This is a genomic window from Methylobacterium frigidaeris, from assembly GCF_022179185.1.
GTDB lineage: Bacteria > Pseudomonadota > Alphaproteobacteria > Rhizobiales > Beijerinckiaceae > Methylobacterium > Methylobacterium frigidaeris.
The window spans coordinates 1-23449 of record NZ_BPQJ01000013.1 but is presented as its reverse complement, the minus strand read 5'-3'; the positions used below and the strand labels follow the sequence as shown (position 1 = coordinate 23449).

At 73.1% G+C, this 23449-nt stretch carries 19 protein-coding genes; 12 read left to right on the top strand and 7 right to left on the bottom strand.

What is annotated here, in order from left to right:
• Nucleotides 1-59: 59 nt before the first annotated feature.
• Nucleotides 60-6338, top strand: a complete 6279-nt coding sequence (locus MFF64_RS15125; RefSeq protein ID WP_238191378.1) for an apolipoprotein A-IV repeat region-like domain-containing protein — start codon at nucleotides 60-62, stop codon at nucleotides 6336-6338.
• A 299-nt stretch (nucleotides 6339-6637) separates the two neighbouring features.
• Nucleotides 6638-7132, top strand: a complete 495-nt coding sequence (locus tag MFF64_RS15120; RefSeq protein WP_133123416.1) for a hypothetical protein — start codon at nucleotides 6638-6640, stop codon at nucleotides 7130-7132.
• 33 nt (nucleotides 7133-7165) lie between these two features.
• Here MFF64_RS15120 and MFF64_RS15115 read toward each other — a convergent pair whose 3' ends face one another.
• Entirely contained in the window at nucleotides 7166-7606 is a 441-nt protein-coding gene (locus MFF64_RS15115) for a DUF1489 family protein (protein ID WP_099902422.1), read from the bottom strand.
• Nucleotides 7607-7713: 107 nt separating this feature from the next.
• Complete coding sequence (locus MFF64_RS15110) at nucleotides 7714-8598, bottom strand: hypothetical protein (protein WP_238191376.1); 885 nt, start codon at nucleotides 8596-8598, stop codon at nucleotides 7714-7716.
• A 166-nt stretch (nucleotides 8599-8764) separates the two neighbouring features.
• Here MFF64_RS15110 and MFF64_RS15105 point away from each other — a divergent pair, with 166 nt between their 5' ends.
• From MFF64_RS15105 to MFF64_RS15085, 5 genes are all read left to right on the top strand, one after another.
• The gene (locus MFF64_RS15105) at nucleotides 8765-9931 is read left to right on the top strand and encodes an MFS transporter (RefSeq protein WP_165795848.1); all 1167 of its coding nucleotides are present in this window, start codon (nucleotides 8765-8767) and stop codon (nucleotides 9929-9931) included.
• A gap of 153 nt (nucleotides 9932-10084) precedes the next feature.
• Nucleotides 10085-11167: an MlaE family ABC transporter permease gene (locus tag MFF64_RS15100; RefSeq protein WP_238191477.1), complete on the top strand. Its 1083-nt coding sequence runs from the start codon at nucleotides 10085-10087 to the stop codon at nucleotides 11165-11167.
• A gap of 75 nt (nucleotides 11168-11242) precedes the next feature.
• Complete coding sequence (locus MFF64_RS15095; RefSeq protein WP_238191374.1) at nucleotides 11243-12040, top strand: ABC transporter ATP-binding protein; 798 nt, start codon at nucleotides 11243-11245, stop codon at nucleotides 12038-12040.
• A 116-nt stretch (nucleotides 12041-12156) separates the two neighbouring features.
• Nucleotides 12157-13236, top strand: coding sequence for an MlaD family protein (locus tag MFF64_RS15090; RefSeq protein WP_099907224.1), 1080 nt, complete (start codon nucleotides 12157-12159; stop codon nucleotides 13234-13236).
• A 119-nt stretch (nucleotides 13237-13355) separates the two neighbouring features.
• The gene (locus tag MFF64_RS15085) at nucleotides 13356-13955 is read left to right on the top strand and encodes an ABC-type transport auxiliary lipoprotein family protein (RefSeq protein WP_099907222.1); all 600 of its coding nucleotides are present in this window, start codon (nucleotides 13356-13358) and stop codon (nucleotides 13953-13955) included.
• A 317-nt stretch (nucleotides 13956-14272) separates the two neighbouring features.
• Here MFF64_RS15085 and MFF64_RS15080 read toward each other — a convergent pair whose 3' ends face one another.
• The 4 genes from MFF64_RS15080 to MFF64_RS15065 all read right to left on the bottom strand — a co-directional run bounded on the left by MFF64_RS15080 (nucleotide 14273) and on the right by MFF64_RS15065 (nucleotide 17695).
• A complete protein-coding gene (locus MFF64_RS15080; RefSeq protein ID WP_099907220.1) occupies nucleotides 14273-14893 on the bottom strand; it encodes a helix-turn-helix domain-containing protein in 621 nt (206 codons plus the stop codon).
• Nucleotides 14894-15029: 136 nt separating this feature from the next.
• Nucleotides 15030-15830, bottom strand: a complete 801-nt coding sequence (gene thiD / locus MFF64_RS15075) for a bifunctional hydroxymethylpyrimidine kinase/phosphomethylpyrimidine kinase (RefSeq protein ID WP_099907219.1) — start codon at nucleotides 15828-15830, stop codon at nucleotides 15030-15032.
• Nucleotides 15831-15873: 43 nt separating this feature from the next.
• Nucleotides 15874-16578, bottom strand: coding sequence for a thiamine phosphate synthase (locus tag MFF64_RS15070; protein ID WP_099907218.1), 705 nt, complete (start codon nucleotides 16576-16578; stop codon nucleotides 15874-15876).
• A gap of 133 nt (nucleotides 16579-16711) precedes the next feature.
• On the bottom strand, nucleotides 16712-17695 hold the full coding sequence (locus MFF64_RS15065) for a DMT family transporter (protein ID WP_238191371.1): 984 nt from the start codon (nucleotides 17693-17695) through the stop codon (nucleotides 16712-16714).
• Nucleotides 17696-17960: 265 nt separating this feature from the next.
• Here MFF64_RS15065 and MFF64_RS15060 point away from each other — a divergent pair, with 265 nt between their 5' ends.
• The 4 genes from MFF64_RS15060 to cuyB all read left to right on the top strand — a co-directional run bounded on the left by MFF64_RS15060 (nucleotide 17961) and on the right by cuyB (nucleotide 21677).
• The gene (locus tag MFF64_RS15060) at nucleotides 17961-18845 is read left to right on the top strand and encodes a UDP-2,3-diacylglucosamine diphosphatase (RefSeq protein ID WP_238191369.1); all 885 of its coding nucleotides are present in this window, start codon (nucleotides 17961-17963) and stop codon (nucleotides 18843-18845) included.
• Nucleotides 18842-19951 (top strand): glycosyltransferase family 4 protein, encoded by a 1110-nt coding sequence (locus MFF64_RS15055; RefSeq protein WP_099902173.1) that lies wholly within the window; start codon nucleotides 18842-18844, stop codon nucleotides 19949-19951. The genes MFF64_RS15060 and MFF64_RS15055 overlap by 4 nt, the downstream gene beginning before the upstream one ends.
• Nucleotides 19952-20016: 65 nt before the next feature.
• Entirely contained in the window at nucleotides 20017-20919 is a 903-nt protein-coding gene (locus MFF64_RS15050; RefSeq protein ID WP_238191367.1) for a LysR family transcriptional regulator, read from the top strand.
• A 59-nt stretch (nucleotides 20920-20978) separates the two neighbouring features.
• On the top strand, nucleotides 20979-21677 hold the full coding sequence (gene cuyB, locus MFF64_RS15045) for a cysteate racemase (protein WP_238191365.1): 699 nt from the start codon (nucleotides 20979-20981) through the stop codon (nucleotides 21675-21677).
• A gap of 48 nt (nucleotides 21678-21725) precedes the next feature.
• Here cuyB and MFF64_RS15040 read toward each other — a convergent pair whose 3' ends face one another.
• Entirely contained in the window at nucleotides 21726-22169 is a 444-nt protein-coding gene (locus MFF64_RS15040) for a DUF488 domain-containing protein (RefSeq protein ID WP_238191362.1), read from the bottom strand.
• Between the two features lie 202 nt (nucleotides 22170-22371).
• Between MFF64_RS15040 and MFF64_RS15035 the strand changes: the two genes are divergently transcribed.
• Nucleotides 22372-23232, top strand: coding sequence for a glycoside hydrolase family 25 protein (locus MFF64_RS15035; RefSeq protein ID WP_099901215.1), 861 nt, complete (start codon nucleotides 22372-22374; stop codon nucleotides 23230-23232).
• Nucleotides 23233-23449 lie beyond the last annotated feature (217 nt).

Below are 23449 nucleotides of genomic sequence, written 5' to 3'. Positions count from 1 at the left end.
GCTTGGTGGCCGAGCGCGCGAGTGCAGCTGATGCAACCCTGCGGGGTGCCGTCGACGGCTTGGCCGAGCGGGCCGAGGACGTGGCCGCCGCGATCTCCGCCGCCGCCGAGCAGGCGACCGGCCACTTCGACGCGCGCACGCTCGCGGCGGCCTCGGCCTTCGCGCGCGCCGCGGAGGAAGCCGGGCGCCTGGTGGCCGAGCGCACCGAGACCACCGACGCGACCCTGCGTGGCGCGGTCGAGCACCTGACGCGCCAGGCCGAGGATGTCGCCGCCGCCATCGCGCTGGCTGCGGAGTCCGCCACCGGCGCCCTCGACGGCCGTACGGCCTCGGCCGCCACGGCCTTCGTGGCCGCTGCCGAGGAGGCGAGCCGCCTGATCGGCGAGCGCACCGAGACCGCCGACGCCTCCCTGCGCACCGCCCTCGCGGGTCTCGCCGAGCGCGCGGAAGCCGCAGCCGCCGCCCTCACCGCCTCGGCCGACACGGTCGGCGACGCGCTGCAGGGCCGCTCGCAGGAAGCCGCCGAGATCATGCGCCGCGCCGCCGAGCAGGCGACCGGCGCGCTCGGCACCCGCACGGTCGAGGTCGCGCACATCTTCCGGCGCACGCTTGAGACCACCGGCGCCGAGCTCGACGCCCGCAGCCAGGCCGCGGCCGAGCTGTTCCGGCAGGCCACGACCGCGACGACCGGCGAGCTGGGCGTGCGGGCGGAGGAAGCCGCAGAAGTTCTGCGCCGCGCCGCCGAGACGGCGACGGGCGCGGTGGGCGCGCGCACGGCGGAGAGCGTCGAGGCGTTCCGCCAGGGCGCCGAGGAGGCCACGGGCGCGCTGCAGGCGCGGCTGGCCGAGGCGGCGTCGTCCTTCGCCCGAGTGGCGGAGGAGGCGGCGCAGCTGATCGGGGCGCGGGCCGGCGAGGCCGACACGGCGCTGCACGGTGCGGTGGTGGGCCTTGCGGGCCGGGCCGAGGAGGCGGCGATCGCGATCGGCCGTGCGGCCGAGACGGCGACCGGCGCCCTCGACGAGCGGACCCTCGCGGCGACGACCGCCTTCGCGCGGGCGGCCGAGGAGGCCGGCCGCCTGGTGGCCGAGCGCACGCACGCCACCGACGCGACCCTGCGCGGCGCCGTCGAGCACCTGGCGCGCCAGGCCGAGGACGTATCCGCAGCCCTCGCCCTGGCGGCAGAATCCGCCACCGGTGCCCTCGACACCCGCCTCGTCGAGGTCGGGACCGCCTTCGACGGGCACGGCCGCGCGCTGACCGACCTGATCGGCCGGCACGCCGAGGAGACCCATACCCGCCTCGCCGCGACCGGCCGCGACATCGTCGTGGCGGTGGCGAACCAGGGCGCCCGGGTCAACGACGCCCTCGACAAGACCGGCGCGGCGCTGGCCAGCGCCGCCGAGAATGGCGGCCGCGCCATCGACCAGGTGCTGACCAACCGCCTCGCGGCGCTTCAAGACGCGATCGCCCGCGGCGACATCCTGGCCGACCGCATCTCACGCGACACCCACGACCTCACCGAGAGCGTCTCCGGCCGCCTCGAGGAGATGGACCGCCTCATCACGGTCCAGGGCCGCGCCGTGGCGGAGACCATCGCGGAGCGCACCCGCGAGGCCCGGGAGGCCGTCGAGGCCCAGCTCGGCGCGCTCGAGGACCGCTCGGCCAAGCGCACCGCCGAGATCGGCGCCACCTTCAGCACCATGGTGGCCCATGTCGACCAGCATATCGGCGCCCGCGCCACGGCGCTGAACGAGGCCCTGATCGTGCGGGCCGGCGAGATGGCCCGGGTGATGGCCGAGGGCGGCCGCGAGGTCGCTCAGGCCCTCGACGGCCGCGCCGACGAGCTCGCCCGCGCCATCACCGCCCGCAGCCAGGCGATGAGCGATACGCTGACTGCCCGGGTGAGCGAGATCGGCGACGAGCTCGGCCGCCGCACCGAGGAGCTGACCCGCTCCCTCGATGCCGGTGCTGCCCGATTCGACGAGCGGGTCATCGCCCGCCTCGAAGGCCTGGCCCAGGCCCTGGACGAGCGCGGCCGCATCGTCGACGAGACCTTCGGCGCGAAGGCCGAGGAGGCCCTACGCCTGATCGAGAGCCGCACCCGCGGCCTCGACGAGGAACTCGGCGCCCGCACCCGCGAGCTCGTCACCTTCGTGGAGACCCACAGCGGCGATGCGAGCCGCGACCTCGCCGCCCAGGCCGAGGCGATCCGCGCCGCCTTCGAGGGCCGCACCGAGACCCTGGCGCGCCTCGTCGATGAGCGCACCGCCGCCATGGCGCAGGAGATCGACGAGCGCGGCCGGGCGATGTTCGGGTCGCTCGCCGGCCGCATGACCGAGCTGGCGCGACTGTTCGACCGCGGCGGCACCGCCCTCTCCGACCTCATCGGCAAGCGCGGCGAGGCCGTGCTCGGCGCGCTCCGCGACACGATCGAGGAGGCCGACCGGGTCCTCGCCGAGGGCTCGGGCCGTCTCGGAGCGGCCATGGGCGACCGCGGCACGGCGCTCGCTACCCTGCTGGACGAGCAGGTTGCGTCGCTGCGCGGTCTCCTCGACGGCCAGTCGGCGGCGCTCCATGCCGGCCTCGACGACCGGATTCGCGCCCTGCACGACGCGCTGGAGCAGCGCGCCGGCGCGGTGCGCCAGCTCCTCGACGACCAGGCCGGCGCCCTCGGCGCCGTGCTGGACGACCGGGTCGGGGCCCTGCGCGGCATGCTGGCCGAGGGCGGCGACATCCTGGCCGCGACGCTCGAGGAGCGCGTCGGCCAGGCGGTCGGCACGGTGGACCAGCGCACCCACGCCCTCGGGCGCCTGTTCGACGAGCGCCTCGCCGCCCTCGACCACCTGGTCGAGAGCCGCGGCGCGGCCTTCGCGGAGGCGGTGGAGGCTCGCGCTCAGGCGCTCGCCGGGATGCTCGATGCCCGTGCCGAGGACTTCGCCCGGGCGGCGCAGACCGGCGGCACCAGCCTGTCGGGCCGGATCGAGGCGGCCCTCCGCGACCTCGACGGCCTGATCGAGGCCCGGGCGCAGGCGCTCGAGACCAGCCTCGGCCATCGCGGCGAGGCCCTGGCGGGCCTGATCGCGGCCCGGGGCGAGGAGGCCGCCGGCCTGCTCGAATCCCGCGTCGCGACGCTCGGCGACGCCGTGTCGCGCAGTGCCGAGGCGGTCTCCGGGATCCTGGCCGAGCGCCAGGCCGGCCTCGGCGACGCCCTCGACGGACACCGGACGGCGCTCGCCCACACCCTCACCGAGCGTGTCGAGGCGCTGGCGGCCCTGCTGCGCGAGCGCGAGGCGGCCATTGCCGGCACGATCGAGCAGGGCGGCGGCAACCTGGTGCGGCTGATCGACGGCCGTCAGCGGGCGCTGGCCGAGCTCACCGGTGCCGGCGACGTCCTGGCCCGCCGGGTGCAGGAGCGCATCGACGTGCTCGCCGCCACGATCCGCAGCGGCGGCGACGCGCTGGCCGGCCTGCTCGACTCGCGCAACAGCGACCTCGCCGAGACCTTCGACGGCCGCGGCGCGGCGCTGGCCGCCCTGCTCGATGCCCGGGCGGCCGAGCTGTCGACGGCCCTCGAGCGCAGCCGCGCCGCCCTCGACGCGGTGCTCGGCGGTCAGGTCGAGGCTCTGGCACAGCAGCTCGATGCTGGCGGCGAGGCGGTGGCCGAGCGCCTGCGGGCGAGCATCGAGGTCCTCGGCGGCACCGTCGAGGAGCGCGCCGCGGCCTTCGGGATGCTGGTCGACGCCAAGGCGGCGGAGCTCGCCGCCCTGATGCAGGCCCGCACCGAGGCCCTGTCGGGCAGCGTCGACGAGCGCAGCGCCGCTTTCACGGCCCGGATCGACGGCCGGATGCGCGCCTTCGCGGCCCTGGTGGCGGCCCGGGGCGAAGCCCTGGCCGACGCCTTCGACGACCGCAGCGACGCCTACGCGGCCCTGGTCGATGCCCGCACGGCGGCGCTCACGGCGGCCCTCGACGAGCGGGTCGCGAGCCTGCACGGCGCCATGGACGAGCGCTCCGCGGCGCTGGCCGCGGCGGTGGACGAGCGCAGCGCCCAGCTCAGCTCGGGCTTCGACCGCCGTGCGGCGGCCTTCGCGGCGCTGATCGACCAGCGCGGCACCACCCTCACCCGGGCGCTGGCCGAGACCGCCCGCGACCTGACCCAGGCCATCGACGGGCGAGGGGCTGAGCTGAATCGCGGCCTCGCCGAGCGGGTCGAGACCCTGCGCCAGATCGTCGACGAGCGCGGCGGCACCTTGAGCCAGACCCTCGAGGCGACGACCGCCTCGCTGCAGCGGACCCTCGACCAGCGCGGCGGCGCCCTGGTGGCGGCGCTGACGGCGAGCGGCCAGACGGTCGAGGGACTCGACCGCCACGTGGCGCAGCTGCGCGACCTGGTCGAGGGCCCCGGCAGCGAGCTGGTGGCGGTGCTGGCCCAGCGCAGCGAGGCGCTGGAGCGGGTGGTGACCGAGGGGATGGGCGGCGCGGTGGCGGCGCTCGGCGAACGGGCCCAGACGCTGGCGGCCCTGTCCTCCGAGGCGGCCGAGACCCTGCGCCGGGCGGCCGACCAGGGCGCGGCCCGGGCGGTCGAGGCCCTGACCCAGGTCAACCAGCGCCTCGGCGGCGAACTCGGCGGACTGATCGGCCGCATCGAGGCCGCCTGCGGCGCCCTCCAGGACCTCATCGGCAAGTCCGGCGAGAACCTGTCGGCGATCGAGGGCGGGCTGTCCGGCCGGGTGCAGGAGATCCAGGCGGCGCTCGCCGAGATCGCGGCGGAGACGGGCAAGGCGTCCGACCGGGTCGCCGAACAGGTCGGTGCGCTCCAGGGTGCGGCGACAGGTGCCTTGCGCCAGGCCGCCGGCCTCGCCGCGACGCTCGACGCCCGCGGCAAGGCCCTGACCGAGACCGCCCGCCAGCATCTCGGCGACCTCACGGCGGCCGCCGGAGCGCTGGAGGGCGCCGAGGGCCGGGTCAACGCGTCGCTCGGCGAGCGCCAGGCCGAGATCGACGCCCTGCTCGGCAGCATCGATGCCCGCTCGGCGGCGCTCGCCGCCGCCACGGAGGGTGTCGGCGCCCGGGTCGAGGCGACGCTGAAGACGATCGAGGCCCGCACCCAGGCGCTGGGCCGCGAGATCGAGACCAGTGCCCGCCAGGCCGGCAGCGCCGTGACGGAGGCGTTCGAGCGCCTGCGCGCCGGTACCGGCCAGGAGGGCGAGCGGGCGGCCGAATCGGTCCGCCAGGCGGTGGCGGGTGCCTCGGGCGAGATGCGCGAGGCCTTCGGCGACGCCGCCGAACGCTTCCAGGGCACGGTGGAGTCCATGCGCGGCATGGCGACCGAGATCCGCCGGACCCTGGAGGAGATCCGCGGCGACCTGCAGCGCGGCGTGGTCAGCATCCCGCAGGAGGCGCAGGACGCTACCGGCGAGATGCGCCGGGTGGTGGCCGAGCAGATCAAGGCCCTGAACGAGCTCTCGGCCCTGGTCCAGCGCTCGCCCCGCGCGGTCGACGTCGCGCAGCCCTCGGCGCAGCCTCGCGCCGTGGAAGGCGGCCGCCCCGCCCCGGCGGTCTCGGCACCCGCAGCCCAGAAGCCGCAGGCTCCGGCGCAGCCGGCCCCGACGCAAGCTTCGGTGCAGGCCGCCAAGCCGTCGGCGCCGAAGCCAGCGGCCCAGGCTCCGGCCCAGCCTGCCCAGACCGTGGCCCCGGTTCGTCCGGCCCAGCCGGTACCGGCTCAGGGGACGGTTCGCCCAGCCGCGCCGCAGGCCGCGAACCGGCCCGCCGGCGAGGCGCGGCGCGACGCCGTCCTCCCCCGCGCCGGGTCCGGCGGCTGGCTCTCCGACCTGCTCACCCGCGCCTCGCAGGAGGACGAGGATCAGGTGCCGGCGACCGGCAAGGCCGCGGCCAAGTCCGGGCAGGACAATGCCAAGGCCGGTCAAGGCGGCGCCAGCACCGGCCAAGGCCCTGCCAGGACCGGTCAAGGCGCCGATCCCGACCGGGCCGGCGCGGCGGCGATCGACTCGATCTCCAGCAACATCGCCCGGATGATCGAGCACGCTTCCGCGGTGGACCTTTGGGAGCGCTACCGGCGCGGTGAGACGGAGCTGTTCACCCGCCGCCTCTACACGGCGGAGGGGCAGCAGACCTTCGACGAGATCCGCCGCCGCTACCGCGCCGAGCCGGATTTCCGCCGGACCGTCGACCACTACGTGCGGGAGTTCGAGCGCCTGCTCGGCGAGGTCTCCCGCACCGACAAGGACCCGCGCAGGGCCAACGCCTACCTCACCTCGGAGAGCGGCAAGGTCTACACGATGCTGGCCCATGCCAGCGGGCGCTTCGAAGGGGCGTGAGTTCCGGGACGCCGGGCGATGCGATGCGAAGAAGGCCTCCTCCGGTCCCGCAGGACGGGAGGAGGCCTTCTTCCGTTCGGCCCCCCGCCGTTCTGCTTCGACACTCCTTGAGCATGACGCAAAGTATCGTCGGTCCTCAGTTGCATGACGGGAATTTCATGCTCCCCGGGCGCAAAGTCAGGGGTACGGATACGTTCTTCGACCATGAGATGAACGGAGCGAAGGCCGCCGGCCGACCCGTCGCCCTCGACGCGACTCCCGTGACCGCCGCGGTCCGTCCCATCGAGCGAGGAGATGTCATGAGCGTCCCATCCCGCCTCCTCTCCCTGGCTCTGGCCGGTCTACCGGTCCTCGCGGCCTGGCCAGCCGTTGCCGACGGCCTCGCATGCCCCGGCAGCGGAAAGGCGGCACCGGACGGGCCGCCGTTCGAGGCCATCGTCACGCCGAGCGCTGGCGCCGGTGCGAGCCGCGACCTTCGCGCCGCGGTGCAGCGCCTGCGCGGCGAGGGTCTGTCGAACGGGGCGATCATCGACCACGCGGTGGCGTCCGACTGCCCGGTGATCGACCGCGACGGCAGCCTGTCGCTGCCGCAGAAGCAGACGGCCCTGCGCAGCTTCGCCGCGCAGATCACGACCCTCGTCTACGATCCGGCCCAGGACACGACGCGGATCCTCGTCACCGTGCCGGTTCCGACCACCCTGTCCGACCAGATCGATGCCGCGGCGGCCAAGGCGAAGGAGGGCCGCGACGCCTGGATCGTCCGGACGCTCGAAGCGGGTGTCTGCGGGCGCTGAGATCGCTGCCGAGAGCGCCTGCGGGCTACGTCGTCAGAGGAGGCCCAGAGCCGCCAACTCCCGCCGCATCGTCTCCGGCATCGCCGCGAGATCGCCGGCGGCGTGGCGGGAGATGTCCCGCGGGGCATCTGCGGCGGCGAGGTAGCGCCAGCCCTGGAACGGCCGGCACGGGCGGGGCTCGACCGGGGTGACCTCCGGATCGAGGACGAGGCGGCAGCGGCCGACCCCCTCCGTGTCGGTGAAGGGGCGGATCGCCAGCACAGGCTGGCGGCAGGCGATCAGGCCGCGGATCACCCAGTAGAGCGAGCCCGTGCCGACGATCTCGTCGCCGCGCTTGGGCACCATGCGGGTGATGTGAGCCTGCTCGTGCGGGCGGCCCTGGCGCGCCGATTCGGCCCGCCGGGCGGCGATCCACTCCTCGAGGTCGGCGATGGACTCGCAGCCGACGCAGAGCTTGAGGAGGTGCAGGGACATCACGAGGCAGCGTCGGGGTCTGGCGTGAGGGTGGAGGGAGGCGGGCTCCCTGCGACGCGATTTTGGCGCCGCGAGGGCGGGCGTCCCGCGCCCGGACGCCGCTCCTCTCAGGTGAAGCGGGCGAGCTTCTCGTCGAGGGCGAGGTCGTCGATCTCCGCGAAGGCATCCTCCAGCGCCACCGCGTCGCCGGCGACCGCGGCTTCGTCGCGAACCGGCACGAAGGCGATGTCGTCCTCGATCATGGCCGGCTCGACCAGGCGCAAGCGGGGCGCCGGTGCCGTCTCCCCTTCCCGTACCGGCTCCTCGTCCTTCGCCCTTTCCTGGCCCGTCGCCACGATCTGGTCGACGTCGTCCTGGTCCAGGGTGGTCTCCGGCACCTCGGTCCGGTTCGAGGCCGGTGCCGGCGGATCGTCCTCGCTGGCCCAGATCTCGATCATCGCGGTCAGGCGCTGCTCGAGGTAGCGCAGGGTGTTGACGATGCGGCTGGTGCGCTGCGCCGTCAGGTCCTGGAACGAGCAGGCAGTATAGATCTGGGTCGCGTTCTGGTCGAGGCGATCGCAGACGCGGCTGTCGGCCCCGGTCTCGCGCAGGGTCCAGGCGACCTCCTGCACCTCCTCGGCGGCCTGGAGGATGTCGGAGGTGGCGCGCTCGGTGGTGCGCACGATGCCGTCGAGGGCCTCGGACGCGGCGCCGAGCTGGCTCTGGTCCTGGTCGGGGGTGTGGATCGCCGCGATCTCGGACTTGGTGCGGCTGATCGCCTTGGCCATCTCGATCAGGTCGAAGCGCAGGCGGTCCATCCCGGAGGGACCGCGCTCGCCGATCACCGCGCTCTCGAGCCGGCCGATCGCCTGGAGCAGCACGTCGGTATCGGCGGAACGGTTGCGCCTCGCGTACTCGCCCAGGAACCAGCGCCCCCGGGCCGTCTCCAGCATCGCGCCCTCGATGACGTCGTACTCCTCCCGCTGTGCGGGGAGCGAAGGGGTCCCGGCCATCTCACCTGCCCTGTCATCGCCGCTCCGAGCGTACGGCGCGGCGGCGCCCGCTCGGGCGTATCGTTGATTACGCTTGACATCCCGGCGTTAACGGCGGCTTACGCCAGGCCCGCTCGGGACGGACTGATTCGGTCTGCTCCCCGGCCTTCCCCGCCACAGGGTCCCCGTGCCGCCTCCCCCGTTCTCCCTCGGCGACGGCCCGCGCCTCGCCCTGCTCTACGCGGCGGTGTTCGCCGGAATCGGCGTGGCGATGCCGTTCCTGCCGCTCTGGCTGTCCGGCCTCGGCCTCGGGCCGGAGCTGATCGGGGGCCTGGTGGCCTTGCCGATCCTCGTCAGGATCGCCGTCACGGCGCCCCTCGTCGGGCTGATCGACCGCGGAGTCCCGGCGCGTACCCTCATGGTCGCCGGCAGCCTCGGTCTCGCCGCCACCTACGCGCTGATGCCGGCGGCGGCCTCCCTCGGCTGGCCCGTCCTCGCCGGCGTGATCATCCTCAACGCCGTCGCCGGGGCGCCCCTGGTGCCTTGCCTCGACTACCAGAGCCTCGCCGCGGTGCGGCGCGGGCCGGGCCTCGACTACGCCCGGATCCGGCTCGGCGGCTCGCTCGGCTTCCTGGCCGCGAGCCTCCTCGGCGGCTGGCTCCTCGGACTCGTCGGCACCGGCAGCATCACGGGGTTCCTCGCCGGCCTGGAACTCGCCTCGGCCTGCGGCGCAGCCTTCCTGCTCCGCCGGGCGGACGGCGCTCGCCCGGGCCCTCGCGCGACCGGGCGGGTGCGCCTGCCGCCCGCCCTGTGGCTCGCCATCGCGGCGGGCGCGGCGATCCAGGCGAGCCACGCGGCGGTCTACGCCTTCGGCTCCATCCATTGGGGCAGCCTCGGCCTGGCGCCGGCGACGACCGGCTTCGCCTGGGCCCTCGGCGTCGTCGCCGAGATCGCGTTCTTCGCCCTCGCCGGCCGGATCCCGGGCTTACGCGACGCGCCGTTCCGGCTTCTCGGGCTCGGGGCGGCGGCCGCCCTCCTGCGCTGGGCCGGGCTGGTCGCGGCCGCCGGCCTGCCCGCTCTCGTCCTGCCGCTGCAGGCCCTGCACGGCCTGACCTTCGGGGCGACGCAGCTCGGCGCCATGGCGGCCCTGTCGCGGCTCGCCCCCGAGGGCGGGCGCGGCGCCGCGCAAGGGACCTACGCGGCCTGCGCCGCCCTCGCCTCGGCCACCGCCACCCTGGCGAGCGGGGCGGCGTACCGGGCCGGCGGCGGGCCCCTCGCCTTCGGGCTGATGCTGCCGGTGGCCGGATGCGGCCTCGCCCTGACCCTCGCCGCATCGCGCGCCGCTCGACGCTGAGTTGCGGCGCTCGGCCCATGGTTTGCGAATTGTTAGCATGACGGGGTATAGGACCGGCCCGAGGGGATTTCTTGGGCGAACGAGGGAGGCCGGCCCGTGCCGACCGCACCCATCACGCGGGGGGCCGATCCGGCCCGCGTCGCGGTCGAGCGCGTGCGTGACGGCGTCGCCGCGCGCCTCGCCGGCCGCTGGACCGCCGACCAGGCCCCCGCCGTCGAGGCCGCGGCAGCCGAGATGCTGGCCGCCGGCGGCCCCCTGATCATCGATCTCTCGGGCCTTGCCCGCCTCGACACGCTCGGCGCCTGGGTGCTGGAGCGGACCCGGGCCCGCCTCGCCCCCGGCACGGCCTATGCCGGTGCCGCGCCCGAGCACCTGATCCTTCTGCGCGAGGTCGCCTACCGCGAGGCCCTGCCGCCGTCGCGCCGCCGGCGCTTCCATCCCCTCGATCCGGTCGCGAGCCTGGGATCGGGGGTGCGCAGCCTCGGCCGCGAGGGCTTGGCCGGGCTCTCCTTCCTCGGCGAGGTGGTGGCGGGCTGCCTGCGGGTGCTCGCCCGGCCGCGCAGCTTCCGCGGGCCGGCGCTGGTCAACCAGGTCGAGCAGATCGCGCTGCGCGGCGCGCCGATCATCATGCTGATCTCGTTCCTGGTCGGCTGCATCGTCACCCAGCAAGGCATCATCCAGCTCCAGCGCTTCGGAGCCCAGACCTACGTCGTCAACATGATCGGCATCCTGACCCTGCGCGAGCTCGGGGTGCTGCTCACCTCGATCATGGTGGCGGGGCGCTCCGGCTCGGCCTTCACGGCGGAGATCGGCTCGATGCGCATGCGCGAGGAGGTCGACGCCCTGCGCGTCATGGGCCTCGATCCGATCGAGATCCTGATCGTCCCGCGCATCATCGCCCTGATGCTTGCCCTGCCGCTGCTCGCCTTCCTGGCCGACCTCGCGGCGCTCGCCGGCGGCGCGCTGACCTCGTTCCTCTACGGCGGCCTGTCGCTCGAGGCGTTCACGTTCCGGCTCCAGAACGCGATCGGCTTCCGCCACCTCGCCATCGGGTTGATCAAAGCGCCATTCATGGCGCTCATCATCGGGATCATCGCCTCGGTCGAGGGCTTCATGGTCGAGGGTTCGGCCGAGTCGCTCGGCCGCCACGTCACCGCCTCAGTCGTCAAGTCAATCTTCATGGTCATCGTCCTCGATGGACTCTTCGCGGTGTTCTTCGCGGCCATCGATTTCTGAGCGAGGCGGCTCCGACCCTTGGCGATCCCAGCTCCCACCCACCCTGCGCCTCCGGGCCGCGACGCGATCATCCGCGTGCGCGACCTCGTGGTCGCCTTCGGCGACCGCACGGTGCTGAAGGGCCTCGACCTCGACATCCGCCGGGGCGAGATCCTGGGCTTCGTCGGGCCCTCGGGGCAGGGCAAGTCGGTTCTGACCCGCACCCTGCTCGGCCTGGTGCCGAAGCGCTCCGGCACGATCGAGGTCTTCGGCGAGGACGTCGACCGCCTGACGCTCGCCCAGCGCCGGGTGATCGAGCGGCGCTGGGGCGTGCTGTTCCAGCAGGGGGCGTTGTTCTCGGCGCTCACCGTCAAGCAGAACATCCAGGTGCCGATGCGCGAGCACCTGAAGCTCTCCGAGCGCCTGCTCGACGAGTTCGCCCGGCTCAAGATCGAGATGGTCGGCCTGAAGCCCGACGCCGCCGACAAGCTGCCCTCCGAGCTCTCCGGCGGCATGATCAAGCGCGCGGCCCTGGCCCGGGCGCTGGCCCTCGACCCCGAGGTGCTGTTCCTCGACGAGCCGACCTCCGGCCTCGACCCGATCGGCGCCGGCGAGTTCGACGAACTGGTGGCGACGCTCCAGCGCACGCTCGGGCTGACCGTGTTCATGGTCACCCACGACCTCGACAGTCTCTACACGGCCTGCGACCGCATCGCGGCCCTCGGCGACGGGCAGATCATCGCCGAGGGGCCGATCGACGCGATGCTGGCCTCCGATCACCCGTGGCTGCGCTCCTACTTCCACGGCAAGCGCGCCCGCTCGATCGTGGTGCCGCAAGGGCCTCACTCGCCGGACGCCGTTTCATCTCGCGGGCTTGTGGAGGGAGTCGCCTGATGTGCGCTCCCACACCCGTCGGCCATCCGGCCTCACCTAAGCTTGGCATGTTAGGCCATGCCCCCCGGGCGGTTCGTCCGCCCCCCGCCCCGCACGAGCACGGAAACCGTTAAGGCATGGAAACCCGCGCCAACAACGTCCTGATCGGTGCCTTCACGCTGGCGGTGATCGCGCTCGGCTTCGCCTTCGCGTTCTGGCTGCGCGGCAGCTCCGCGGACCAGGCCCGGATGCCGGTGCGCATCGTGTTCTCGGGCGGCGTCGGGGGGCTGGCCAAGGGGGCGGTCGTCACCTTCAACGGCATCCGGGTCGGCGAGGCGACCGATGTGCGGCTGCTGCCGCAGGACCCGCGCCGGGTGACGGCGATCATCGAGGTCGCCCGCGGCACGCCTCTGCGCGCCGACACCCGCGCGCGTCTCGACATGACGATGCTGACCGGCGTCGCCTCGATCGCCCTCGTCGGCGGCAGCGCCGACGCGGCCCCGCTGACGCCGACCAACAACGATCCGATTCCGACCATCTTCGCCGACGCCTCCGACATCCAGGACCTGATGGCGGCAGCGCGCACCATCGCGCAGCGCGCCGACGACATGCTGCAGCGCCTCGACCGGGTGGTCGCCGGCAACGAGGGCGCGATCAACCGCACGCTCGCCAATGTCGAGCGCTTCTCGAAGACGCTGGGCGACAGCGCGCCAGCCCTCGACGCCCTGACGAAGGCGGTGGACGGCCGCAAGCTGGCGAGCCTCATCGACAACGCCGACAAGTTCTCGGCCGCGCTCGCCGCCGCCTCGCCGGACGTCCAGGCCGGGGTGCACGACGCGCGGACGCTGGCGGGCAAGCTCAACGCCTCCGCCGACCGGCTCGACGCGGTGCTGAAGGGCGCCGAGGGATTCCTCGGCTCCGCCTCCGGCGACGCCGGCAAGAGCACCTTTACGGAGGTGCGCGATGCCGCGATCTCGATCCGCGAGGCGGGCCGGGCCTTCCGCACCATGTCGGAGAACCTCGACAAGCGCACCGCCACCCTGACGCAGAGCGTCAGCCGCCTCAGCGGCACGGGCCGGCGCGAGGTGCAGACCCTCGCGACCGACGGCCAACGCACCCTCAACAGCCTCAACAGCGCCGTGCGCAACATCGAGCGCGACCCGTCCCAGGTGATCTTCGGCGGCAAGCCGTCGTTGCCCGAATACAACGGTCGCTGATCATGTTGCAGTGCGGCCTCGCGGCGGTTGCACCCGCACGCCCGGCCGGGCGTTGTCGGTCCATCTCTGGTCAAGCTTCCGGGCCCGTCCCGGTCCCGCCTTCCGGTCCGCCCGCTCCCATGCTCCTCCCGGTCCCCTCCCCGCGTCGCGCTCCCGGCTTCCTGGCCGCCGGCCTGGCGCTTGTCCTCGGCGCCTGCGGCAGCGGTGCGGTGCCGACCACCTTCGACCTCACCGCCCTGCCGGGCGCGGCCCGCAGCGGCGCGGCCCGGCGATCGATCGTCGTGGCGGAGCCGGTCGGGCTCCAGCCCTTCGAGGCCGACCGGATCATCGTGCGCGAGCCCGGCGGCGCGGTGTCCTACCTCGGCGGCGGCCAATGGGCCGACCGGCTGCCGCGGCTGGTCCAGACCCGGCTGATCCAGAGCCTCGAGAACGCCAACCGGCTGAAATCCGTCAGCCGGCCCGGCGACAAGGTCGCGGCCGACACGGTGCTGATCACCGAGCTGCGCGCCTTCGACATCAACGCCGGCACCCGCGAGGCGGTGGTCGACCTGTCGGCCAAGCTGATCCAGGAGAGCACCGGCACGGTGGTGGCGGCCAAGGTGTTCCAGGCCCGGGTCCCGGTGGCGGGGGTGACCGCCCCGGTGGCCGCCAACGGCCTCGACCGGGCCTTGTCGCTGGTGCTGGCCGACATGGTGCGGTGGATCAACGCCGGGGGGTGAGGTCGCTCCTTCCCACCACGAGCGAGCCGCATTCCTCTCTTCCTCCACGGCCTTGTCCCGAGGTGCCGGGCGATCAAAGTTCGCGCGGCCTCGAAGCAGGCTTCAGAAGTCTGCTTGATTACCGGAGCCCTCCGTCGAGGCCTCCGCTTCGCTCCGGCGCCTCAGGGTGAGGTCGTGAGTTGAAGAGTGGAGCCGGAGACTTGCATGAGGACCGTGAACATCGGAGTCGCCGGGATCGCGGAGGGACAGGCCCGGTTGAACACGGCATTCCACGGCGAGCCGCAAGGATGGGCCGGGCTGCCTGAGCCCTCAGGCCCTCACTCCATCACCGCCGCCTTCATGATCACCACCATGAAGGCCCGCCCCGCCCCCTCGCTGATGCAGCGCACGGTGTGGGGCCGGTCGCAGCGGTAGCGCAGGGTCTCGCCGGCCCGGGCCCGCTGCACCGCGCCGGCCACGTCGACCTCGAACTCGCCCTCGGTGACCGACAGGCACTCGACCGAGCCGCGCTGGTGCGCATCGGAATCGAGCACCCCGCCGGGATCGGCCGAGAGGTCGTACCATTGCAGCCACTCGACGGTCTTGATCCAGCCGATGATCGCGAGCCGCATCCGGCCGTCGTCGGAGACCAGGATCGGCGTGTCGGCCCGGGACGACTTCTCGATGAACGGCTCTTCGTCGCCAGTGGCGAGCACCCGCTCGATCGAGACGTCGAGGGCCTGGCTCAGGCGCCAGATCGTCGCCAGGGTCGGATTGGTCTCGTTGCGCTCGATCTGGCTGATGATCGACTTCGCGACGCCGGACTGCTCGGCCAGTTCCGAGAGCGACAGGTTGTAGGCCTTGCGCAGGCGCTGGATGGTCTTGCCGAGCTGCCCCGACAGCACCTGTGCCCCGGTCACCAGGTCCTTGGTGCGCTCCCGCCCCCGCTCGACGCCCATCGCCCGCCCTTGAACCCCACTGGATCACCGCGCAGCGTTCCGCAATCCGAACGCCCGTACGCTCCATCAAACGCAATCGCCGGGACTGCGCAAGGGTCCATGCGGCCGCGCAGGCCGATTCCGGCGGGATGACGCGTCAGGTCCACCAGGCGTGGAAGTGGTGCACCGGCCCGTTGCCGTGCCCGACCCGCAATCGCTCCGACGCCGCGAGCGCGGCGCTCAGATACGCCTTGGCCGCCCGCGCGGCATCCGGCAGGGGCAGGCCGCGGGCGAGACCGGCGGCGAGCGCCGCCGACAGGGTGCAGCCGGTGCCGTGGGTGTTGCGGGTGGCGATGCGCGGGCCTTCGAGGCGCAAGATGCGGTCGCCCGGACCGACCAGGAGGTCGACGCTCGAAGGGCCCGCCGCGTGGCCGCCCTTCATCAGCACCGCGCGGGGCCCGAGCGCCAGGAGGCGCCGTCCCTGGTCGAGCATCGCGGCCTCGTTCCCGGCGATCCCCTCCCCCAGCAGCACCGCCGCCTCCGGCAGGTTCGGGGTGAGCACCGCGGCGTGCGGCAGGAGCTTGCGGCGCAGCGCGTCCACGGCGTCGTCGGCGAGCAGCCGGTCGCCGCTCGTCGCCACCATCACGGGATCGAGCACCAGGGGCAGGCCGGCGGCGTGGCGGGCGAGGTTCTCGGCCACCGCGGCGATCACGGCTGCCCGCGACAGCATGCCGATCTTCACCGCCTTCGCGTCGAGGTCGGTGAAGACGCTCTCGATCTGGCGCGCGACGAAGTCCGGATCGACGTCGTGGATCGCCTGGACGCCGCGTGTGTTCTGGGCGGTGAGCGCGGTGATCACGCTGGCGCCGTAGACGCCGAGCGCCGAGAAGGTCTTGAGGTCGGCCTGGATGCCGGCGCCGCCACCGGAATCCGAGCCCGCGACCGTGACGGCTATCATGCCCGGTCTCCGATCATGCCGAGCCGGATCATGCCGAGTCTGATCATGCCGAGCCTCTTGCGGCGAGCGCCCCGTCGATCACGGCGCGCAGGTCGCGCGCCCGGGCCTCGACGTCGCGGCCGGAGCCGAACAGCGCCGAGATCAACGCGATCCCGTCCGCCCCCGCCCCGATCGTCGCGGCGGCGTTGCTGCGGTCGATCCCGGCGATCGCCCCGACCGGCAGGCCGCCGCCGCGGGCGAGCCGCGCCCGGAAGACGATGCGGTTGAGCCCGTCGAGGCCGACCGGCGGGTCGGGGTTGTCCTTGCTGGTCGTGGAAAAGACGCCGCCGATGCAGGCGTAATCCACCGGCAGCCGGTAGAGCTCGTCGGCCTGGGCGGCATTCTTCACGGTGAGCCCGACGATCGCGCCGCGGGGCAGGAGGCGCTTCGCGTCGGCCGGGTGCAGGTCCTCCTGGCCGAGATGCACGCCCTCGACGCCGGCGGCGAGCGCCAGGTCGACCCGGTCGTTCATGAGGAGCGGCACGCCGGTGCCCTGCAGCGCCGCGTGGATCCGGCGCAGCCGCGCCACGGTCTCACGGGCATTCGCGATCGTCTTCTCGCGGTATTGCAGCAGGGTGCAGCCCCCGGCCGCCGCCGCCGCCGCCATCCGGGCGAGGTGCTCGGCGTCGCCGCCGCAGACCCCGACATCGAGGAGGCCGTAGAGGCGCAGATCCACCGGTACGGCCGCGTGCCCGCTCTCGGGCTTCACGGGCGGGCGTCCGCTTCATGCGGGCGGGGGCGTGCGGGCATGGGGCGCTTCCCTGGTGGGCCCGGGACTTGCGGGCCGGTCAACGATCCCCCGGAGTAAGGGCGAGCGAGCGCGGGCGTCAACGGCTCGCGTTCTAGCCCGCCCGCGCCCCGCCGGCCGCCGCCTCGCGCGCCCGCTCCACCACCAGGCGCCGCTCGCGCCAGACCACGAACACGCCGGCCGCCGCCACGATGCCGCCGCCCACCGCGATCGAGGCCGTCGGGAGCTGGCCGAACACGAACCAGCCGATCAGCACCGACCACAGCATGGTGGTGTACTCGAAGGGCGCGACCAGCGAGGCGTCGCCATGGCGGTAGCTCTCGGTGAGCAGGATCTGGCCGATGCCGCCGAGCACCCCGACGACCACGAAGAGCGCGAGGTCGGACCAGCCCGGCATCCGCCAGCCGAGGACCAGCGTGGAGAGGCCCAAGAGCGAGGTGAACAGGAAGAAGTAGAGCACGATGGCGCCGGTGCGCTCGGTGCCGGTGAGCTTGCGCACCTGGATCGTCGCCGCCGCCGAGCAGCCTGCCGCCAGGATCGCGAAAAGGGCGCCGGTGCCGCCGCTGCCCGCCGTCCCGCCAAATTCGAGGTGGGGCGCCAGCGTGATCAGCACGCCGAGGAAGCCGACGGAGACGCCGGCCCAGCGATAGGCCTGGACCCGCTCGCGCAGCACGATCGCGGCCAGCACCACCACGAGGAGCGGCGAGGCGTAGCCGATCGCCACCGCATCGGAGAGTGGCAGGAAGGAGAGGCCGGCGAAGCCAGCGAACATGCCACAGGCACCGATGATGCTGCGCAGCACGTGCCCCTTGAGGTTCTGCGTGCGCACCGCATCGATCACGCCGCCCTGCCAGCGCAGCCAGAGCAGCAGCGGCGCGATCGCGATGAAGGAGCGGAAGAACACGATCTCGCCGGTCGGGAACCGGTCGGCCAGCGTCTTGACGCCGGCGGACATCAGCGTGAACGCGAGCGCCGAGAGCACCTTCAGCCCGATGCCGAGATAGGGCCGGGCGGCCGCTCGACCCGACGCGCCAGATCCGGTGACCGACCGGCCGGGGACGACGAGGGGGGCTGCCATGGGCGGGGCGCTTTTCTTGGATCGGGGGAGTGGCCGCGGCCGCGGGGAGGCGGCGGGGCCCTGTGTCAGAACCACGAATCGTCACGGCCGAGGTAGAGGCCGGTGCGGGCGGCTGACCTGCACATTCCGCATGATGTGGATTAAGCCTCCGCAAACGAATTCCGGCCTTGGTCGCCGGCCAAGGTTCCGCGTGCGACGGCCGCGTCATCAAAGTGATACGCGAATAGGGTTTGGCTGGCGCGAGACGCCGCCAAGGAGATTGCACGTGGCCGAGGACGCCGACGCGCTGCGCGTGCGAACCCTGTTCCTCTCGGATATCCACCTGGGGACCAAGGGCTGCCAGGCCGAGCTGCTGCTCGACTTCCTGCGGGAAGTGGATGCGGACGAGATCTACCTGGTCGGCGACATCGTCGACGGCTGGAAGCTGCGCTCGGGCTGGTACTGGCCGCAATCGCACAACGACGTGGTGCAGAAGCTGCTGCGGAAGGTGCGCAAGGGGTCTCGCCTGGTCTACGTGCCGGGCAACCACGACGAGTTCCTGCGCGACTTCCTCGACATGCATTTCGGCGGCATCGAGATCCAGGATCAGCTGCTGCACGAGGCGGCGGACGGCAAGCGCTACCTCGTCATCCACGGCGACCAGTTCGACCTCGTGGTGCGCCACGCCCGCTGGCTGGCGCTGCTCGGCGACGGCGCCTACACGGCGGCCCTGTTCATCAACACCCATCTCAACTGGGTGCGCCGGCGCCTCGGCCTGACCTACTGGTCGCTGTCGGCCTGGGCCAAGCTGAAGGTGAAGAACGCCGTCAACTTCATCGGCCGGTTCGAGGAATTCCTGATCGCCGAGGCCCGCCGGGCCGAGGCGAACGGGGTGATCTGCGGCCACATCCACCACGCGGCGAGCCGCATGGTCGGCGACATGCACTATCTCAACACCGGCGACTGGGTCGAATCCTGCACGGCGGTCGTCGAGCATTACGATGGCACGATGGAGGTGATCCGCTTCGCAGAGTGGAAGCGTACCCACGCCGAGACGGCACAGCCCCTCGCCTCGCGCAGCCGCCCCGTCTCCCCGGTCGAGGAACTGGCGCCCGCCGCCCGCAGCCCCCTCCCCGCTCCCTCGGCCCCCAGCGCCAGGGCCGTCGCGTGAGGCTCCTCGTCGCGACCGATGCCTGGCACCCCCAGGTCAACGGCGTCGTCCGCTCGCTCGAGCACATGGTCGCGGCGGGGCGCCGGCGCGGCCACGACCCGGTGATGCTGACGCCCCTCGACTTCGCCAGCGTTCCGCTGCCGGGCTATCCCGAGATCCGGCTCTCCCTGGTCACCGCCCGGGGCGTCGCGGCCCGCTTCCCGCGCCTCGCCCCGACCCACGTCCACATCGCCACCGAGGGTCCGATCGGGCTTGCCACCCGCCGGGTCTGCCTGGCGCAGGGGCGGCCCTTCACCACGAGCTACCACACGCGCTTTCCCGAATACCTCGCCGCCCGCTTGCCGGTGCCGGAACGCTGGAGCTACGCCTGGCTGCGCCGCTTCCACGGCGCCGCGAGCGGCACGATGGTGAGCACCCCCTCCCTGGAGCGCGACCTCGCCGGGCGCGGCTTCACCCGGCTGATGCGCTGGACCCGCGGCGTCGACACCGACCTGTTTCGTCCCCGCGACGGGGAGGCACCTCCCGCGAGGCTGGCCGGCCTGCCGCGCCCGTTCTTCCTGTTCGTCGGGCGCCTCGCGGTGGAGAAGAACGTCGAGGCCTTCCTGCGCCTCGATCTCCCCGGCACCAAGCTCGTCGTCGGCGACGGGCCAGACCGGGCACGGCTCGCCGGCATCGACCCCACGGTGCGCTTCCTCGGCACCCTGACGGGCGAGGCCCTGGCCCAGGTCTACGCGGCCTCCGACGTGTTCGTCTTCCCGAGCCTGACCGACACCTTCGGCATCGTGCTGCTCGAGGCGCTGGCGAGCGGCCTGCCGGTGGCGGCCTATCCGGTGACCGGCCCCCTCGACGTGGTCGGCGGTACCACGGTCGGAATCCTCGATCCCGACCTCGGCGCAGCGGCCCGCGCGGCGCTCACGATCCCGCGCGAGGCCTGCCGCGCAGAGGCCCTGCGCCACACCTGGACTGCGAGTGCCGACCAGTTCTACGGCAACATCGAGGCCGCCCACGCGGAGGGCTCGCCGGCACGGCGCGGGCGACGGCTCGGCCTGCTGCGGGCTCTGCCGGGCGAGGCCACTGCGCCGATGCCGCGGGTGGGCGAGGGCTGAGATCGCGTCGTCCCGGCCGCGCCCGATTGCCTGGCGGCCGGGCTCTGCCCTAGGCTGATGCGATCATGGAATTGAAGTGGCTTGAGGATTTCATCAGCCTCGCGCGAACGGGCAGCTTCTCGCGGTCCGCCGACGAGCGTCACGTCACGCAATCTGCCTTCAGCCGCCGCATCCGCGCCCTCGAAGCGTGGCTCGGCGTCGCCCTCATCGACCGCAGCACCTACCCGACCTCGCTCACCCAGGCCGGCCGGGACTTCCGCGAGACCGCCGAGGAGACCGTGCGGCAGCTCCACGAGAGCCGCGCCGCCCTGCGGGCCAGCGTCCGGCCGGGCCCGCAGACCGTCGCGGTCGCCGCGCTCCACACCCTGGCTCTCAGCTTCTTCCCGCGCTGGTTCCGGCAGATCGAGGGGTGTACCGGCCCGCTCGGCAGCCGCCTGCTGCCCGACGATTTCCACACCTGCCTCCAGGCGCTGGTCGAGGGCGGCTACGACTTCCTGCTGACCTTCCACCACGCGAGCGTCGGGATCCTGCTCGATCCCGCGCTCTTTCCGCACCGCGTGGTCGGCGAGGACAGCCTGATCGCGGTGCGCAGCACGGCCCTGCCCGATTCCGGCGCCGCCCTGCCCGTCCTGAGCTACGCGCGGAACTCGTTCCTCGGCCGGGTGGCGGCCGTCGCGCAATCGCGGAGCGGAGGTGATCCGCCGGTGATCGCCCACACCAACGAGAACGCGATGGCCGAAGCGCTGAAGTTCATGGCGCTGGAGGGGCATGGGCTCGCCTGGTTGCCCCGCAGCCTCGTCGCCCGCGACCTCGCCGAAGGCCGCCTGACCGTCACGGGAGAGGCTTTGCCCCTCGAGATCCGGCTCTACCGCAACGCCGCGCATCGCCGCTCCGCGGTCGCGGCGGTCTGGCAGGCAGCCGCGACGGTCGCCGCCGAAACTATGCAAGGCACGAATGGGGTGGACTGACACGGCATTGGACCCGGCCCCCTCGCGCCACGCATCGTCGCGGGCAACAGGAGGTCGCGATGCTCGGTGTTCTCGGCGGAATGGGTCCGATGGCGACGGTCGATTTCATGGCCAAGGTCGTCCGGAACACGCCCGCATCCTGTGATCAGGACCACATCCGGATGGTCGTCTGCTCGGCCGCCGACATTCCCGACCGCACCGCCGCGATCCTCGGCGAGGGACCGGATCCCCTGCCCGCCCTGCGCGAGACCCTGCTCCGGCTGGAGGCGGCGGGCGCGACCCGCATCGCCATTCCCTGCAACACGGCACATCACTGGCATGCCGCGCTGCAGGCCGAGACGCCGCTGCCGATCCTGCACATCGTTGATGCGGTGGTCGATCAGCTCACCGGGCCGAAGGATGCCCGCATCGGCGTCTTGGCGACCAGCGGCACCGTCGCGGCGAGGATCTATCAGGATCGCCTTGGTCGGCGCGGCTACGCGTGCGGGCTTCCCGACGCCGCCGGGCAGGACGAGGTGACGCGCGCGATCCGGCTGGTGAAGGCCGGGCACCTGTCCGAGGCGACGGAGATCCTGCGCCGCGAGGCCGAGGCCCTGGTCGCGGCGGGGATGCAAGCGGTCGTGATGGCTTGCACCGAGATCCCGGTGGCGCTCGCGACGGTGGAGGGCCCGCTGCGCGCGAGCCTCATCGATGCGACGGAGGCGCTGGCCCGCGCCTGCGTCGCGGCCTGCCGTCCCGAGGTCGCCCTCGCCGCCTGATTGTACGTCCGCTACCGGCCGGTCATCGCGTGGGGACCCCAGCGCACCTCACGCGAACAGGTCCACGACCTCGAATCCCCTCCCCGCCAGCCGCTCGCTCAGGACCCGCCGGTGGCAGCGCTCCGGGTCGCGCTCGAAGCAGAGCAGGCAGGTCGGCCCGGCCGCGGCGAGCGCCGCCAGCTCGTCGAGGGCGGCTTCGCCCGCGGGCGTCTCCAGCACCTCGTCGCAGTAGATCCGCCGCATCAGCCCGGCATCGTGGGCGCGGGCCGCCTCGCGGCCGGCCTTCGGCGTGCCGAGGTTGCGCAGGTGCGCGTAACCGATCCCGGCCTCGGTCATGCCCGCCGCCAGCGCGCTCTTCGAGAAGCCGCGCTTGCGCGAGGCCGCCACCGCCCGCACATCGGCCAGGGTCGCCACGCCGGCATCGCGCAAGGCGGCGGTGAAGCGCTCGGAATCGGCGCCTTCGTACCCGATGGTAAACAGAACCTTGGCCACGCTCCGCCCCGACAAACATCAGATCCGGCCGGGGCTTATGCCCGATGGACGAGGCCGGGGCGAGCCCCGCGCCCGGCTTACGTGGCTTTTCCGTCACGCGTTTCGGAATTCCGTTCAGATCCCGTCAAGCTTCCATTAACCGGCCCCACCGCATCGAATAGCCATAGTGTTCCGCGTGAAGTCAGGCCGCGCCCCGATGCCGATGGAGTCGACGATCCCCTCCACCCCGTGGTCCACCGTGTTGTCGCGCGGCGTCCTGTGGGGCAAGCGCGCGCTGGCGGCGGCGAGCCTCGCCGCGCTGGCGGCCTGCGCCGGCGGAGGCGCCGATTTCTACCCGACCAAGGGCGACGTGAAGCCCCATCCGGGCGTCGCCCGGGCCAAGAACCACCCGATCCAGGGCATCGACGTCTCGAAGTGGCAGGGCCCGATCGACTGGATGTCGGTGAAGGGCGCCGGCACCCAGTTCGCCTACATCAAGGCGACCGAGGGCGGCGACCACGTCGACGAGCGATTCCGCGAGAACTGGGACGGCGCCGGCCGGGCCGGTGTGCCCCGGGGCGCGTACCACTTCGTGTTCTGGTGTCGCTCGGCCAAGGACCAGATGGACTGGTTCAAGCGCAACGTCCCCAACGACCCGACCGCCCTCCCCCCGGTCCTCGACGTCGAGTGGAACGGTCACTCGCAGCTCTGCCCGAAAAAACTGCCGAAGGCCCAGGCCCTCGCGATGACCGAGTACATGCTCCGCGAGATGGAGGCCTATACCGGCAAGCGGCCGATCATCTACACCGACATCACCTTCCACAAGGACGTGCTGGAGGGCGAGCTGCCGGATTATCCGCACTGGGTCCGCTCCACCGCCGCGGAGCCGGAGCAGCGCTACGTCAACCGCGACTGGATGCTGTGGCAGTTCACCTCGACCGGGCGAGTGCCGGGCGTGCGCGGCGACGTCGACCGCAACGCCTTCTACGGCACCAAGGCCGAGTGGGCCTCGTTCCTGGCCACCGATTGCGACCCGCGCCATCATCGCCGGCTCTCGGCGGCGGGGCTGTGCACCGACAAGTGACGAAGCTCTGACGGAGAGACAAGCAAGAAGCCCGGCCCGCGACGAGCGGCCGGGCTTCTTCTTTGGTCCTGCGGGGTCACGCGAACGCAGTTCAGACGCTCTGATACCCTCGCGCCTTCGCATCGACGTGTCGATGCGAAGGCGACCGGCGCATCAGCGCCGGCGCCCGTTCGGGCTTGCCTGGCACCTTCGAACGCGTCCGTTCGAAGGTGCGGCG

What these genes read in the sequence shown, in the direction of transcription:
- MFF64_RS15120 (WP_133123416.1), top strand. Translation starts at nt 6,638, where the DNA reads ATGAGCGTCCCATCCCGCCTCCTCTCCCTGGCTCTGGCCGGTCTACCG.
- MFF64_RS15115 (WP_099902422.1), bottom strand. Translation starts at nt 7,606, where the DNA reads ATGTCCCTGCACCTCCTCAAGCTCTGCGTCGGCTGCGAGTCCATCGCC.
- MFF64_RS15110 (WP_238191376.1), bottom strand. Translation starts at nt 8,598, where the DNA reads ATGGCCGGGACCCCTTCGCTCCCCGCACAGCGGGAGGAGTACGACGTC.
- MFF64_RS15090 (WP_099907224.1), top strand. Translation starts at nt 12,157, where the DNA reads ATGGAAACCCGCGCCAACAACGTCCTGATCGGTGCCTTCACGCTGGCG.
- MFF64_RS15085 (WP_099907222.1), top strand. Translation starts at nt 13,356, where the DNA reads ATGCTCCTCCCGGTCCCCTCCCCGCGTCGCGCTCCCGGCTTCCTGGCC.
- MFF64_RS15080 (WP_099907220.1), bottom strand. Translation starts at nt 14,893, where the DNA reads ATGGGCGTCGAGCGGGGGCGGGAGCGCACCAAGGACCTGGTGACCGGG.
- thiD (WP_099907219.1), bottom strand. Translation starts at nt 15,830, where the DNA reads ATGATAGCCGTCACGGTCGCGGGCTCGGATTCCGGTGGCGGCGCCGGC.
- MFF64_RS15065 (WP_238191371.1), bottom strand. Translation starts at nt 17,695, where the DNA reads ATGGCAGCCCCCCTCGTCGTCCCCGGCCGGTCGGTCACCGGATCTGGC.
- MFF64_RS15050 (WP_238191367.1), top strand. Translation starts at nt 20,017, where the DNA reads ATGGAATTGAAGTGGCTTGAGGATTTCATCAGCCTCGCGCGAACGGGC.
- cuyB (WP_238191365.1), top strand. Translation starts at nt 20,979, where the DNA reads ATGCTCGGTGTTCTCGGCGGAATGGGTCCGATGGCGACGGTCGATTTC.
- MFF64_RS15035 (WP_099901215.1), top strand. Translation starts at nt 22,372, where the DNA reads ATGGAGTCGACGATCCCCTCCACCCCGTGGTCCACCGTGTTGTCGCGC.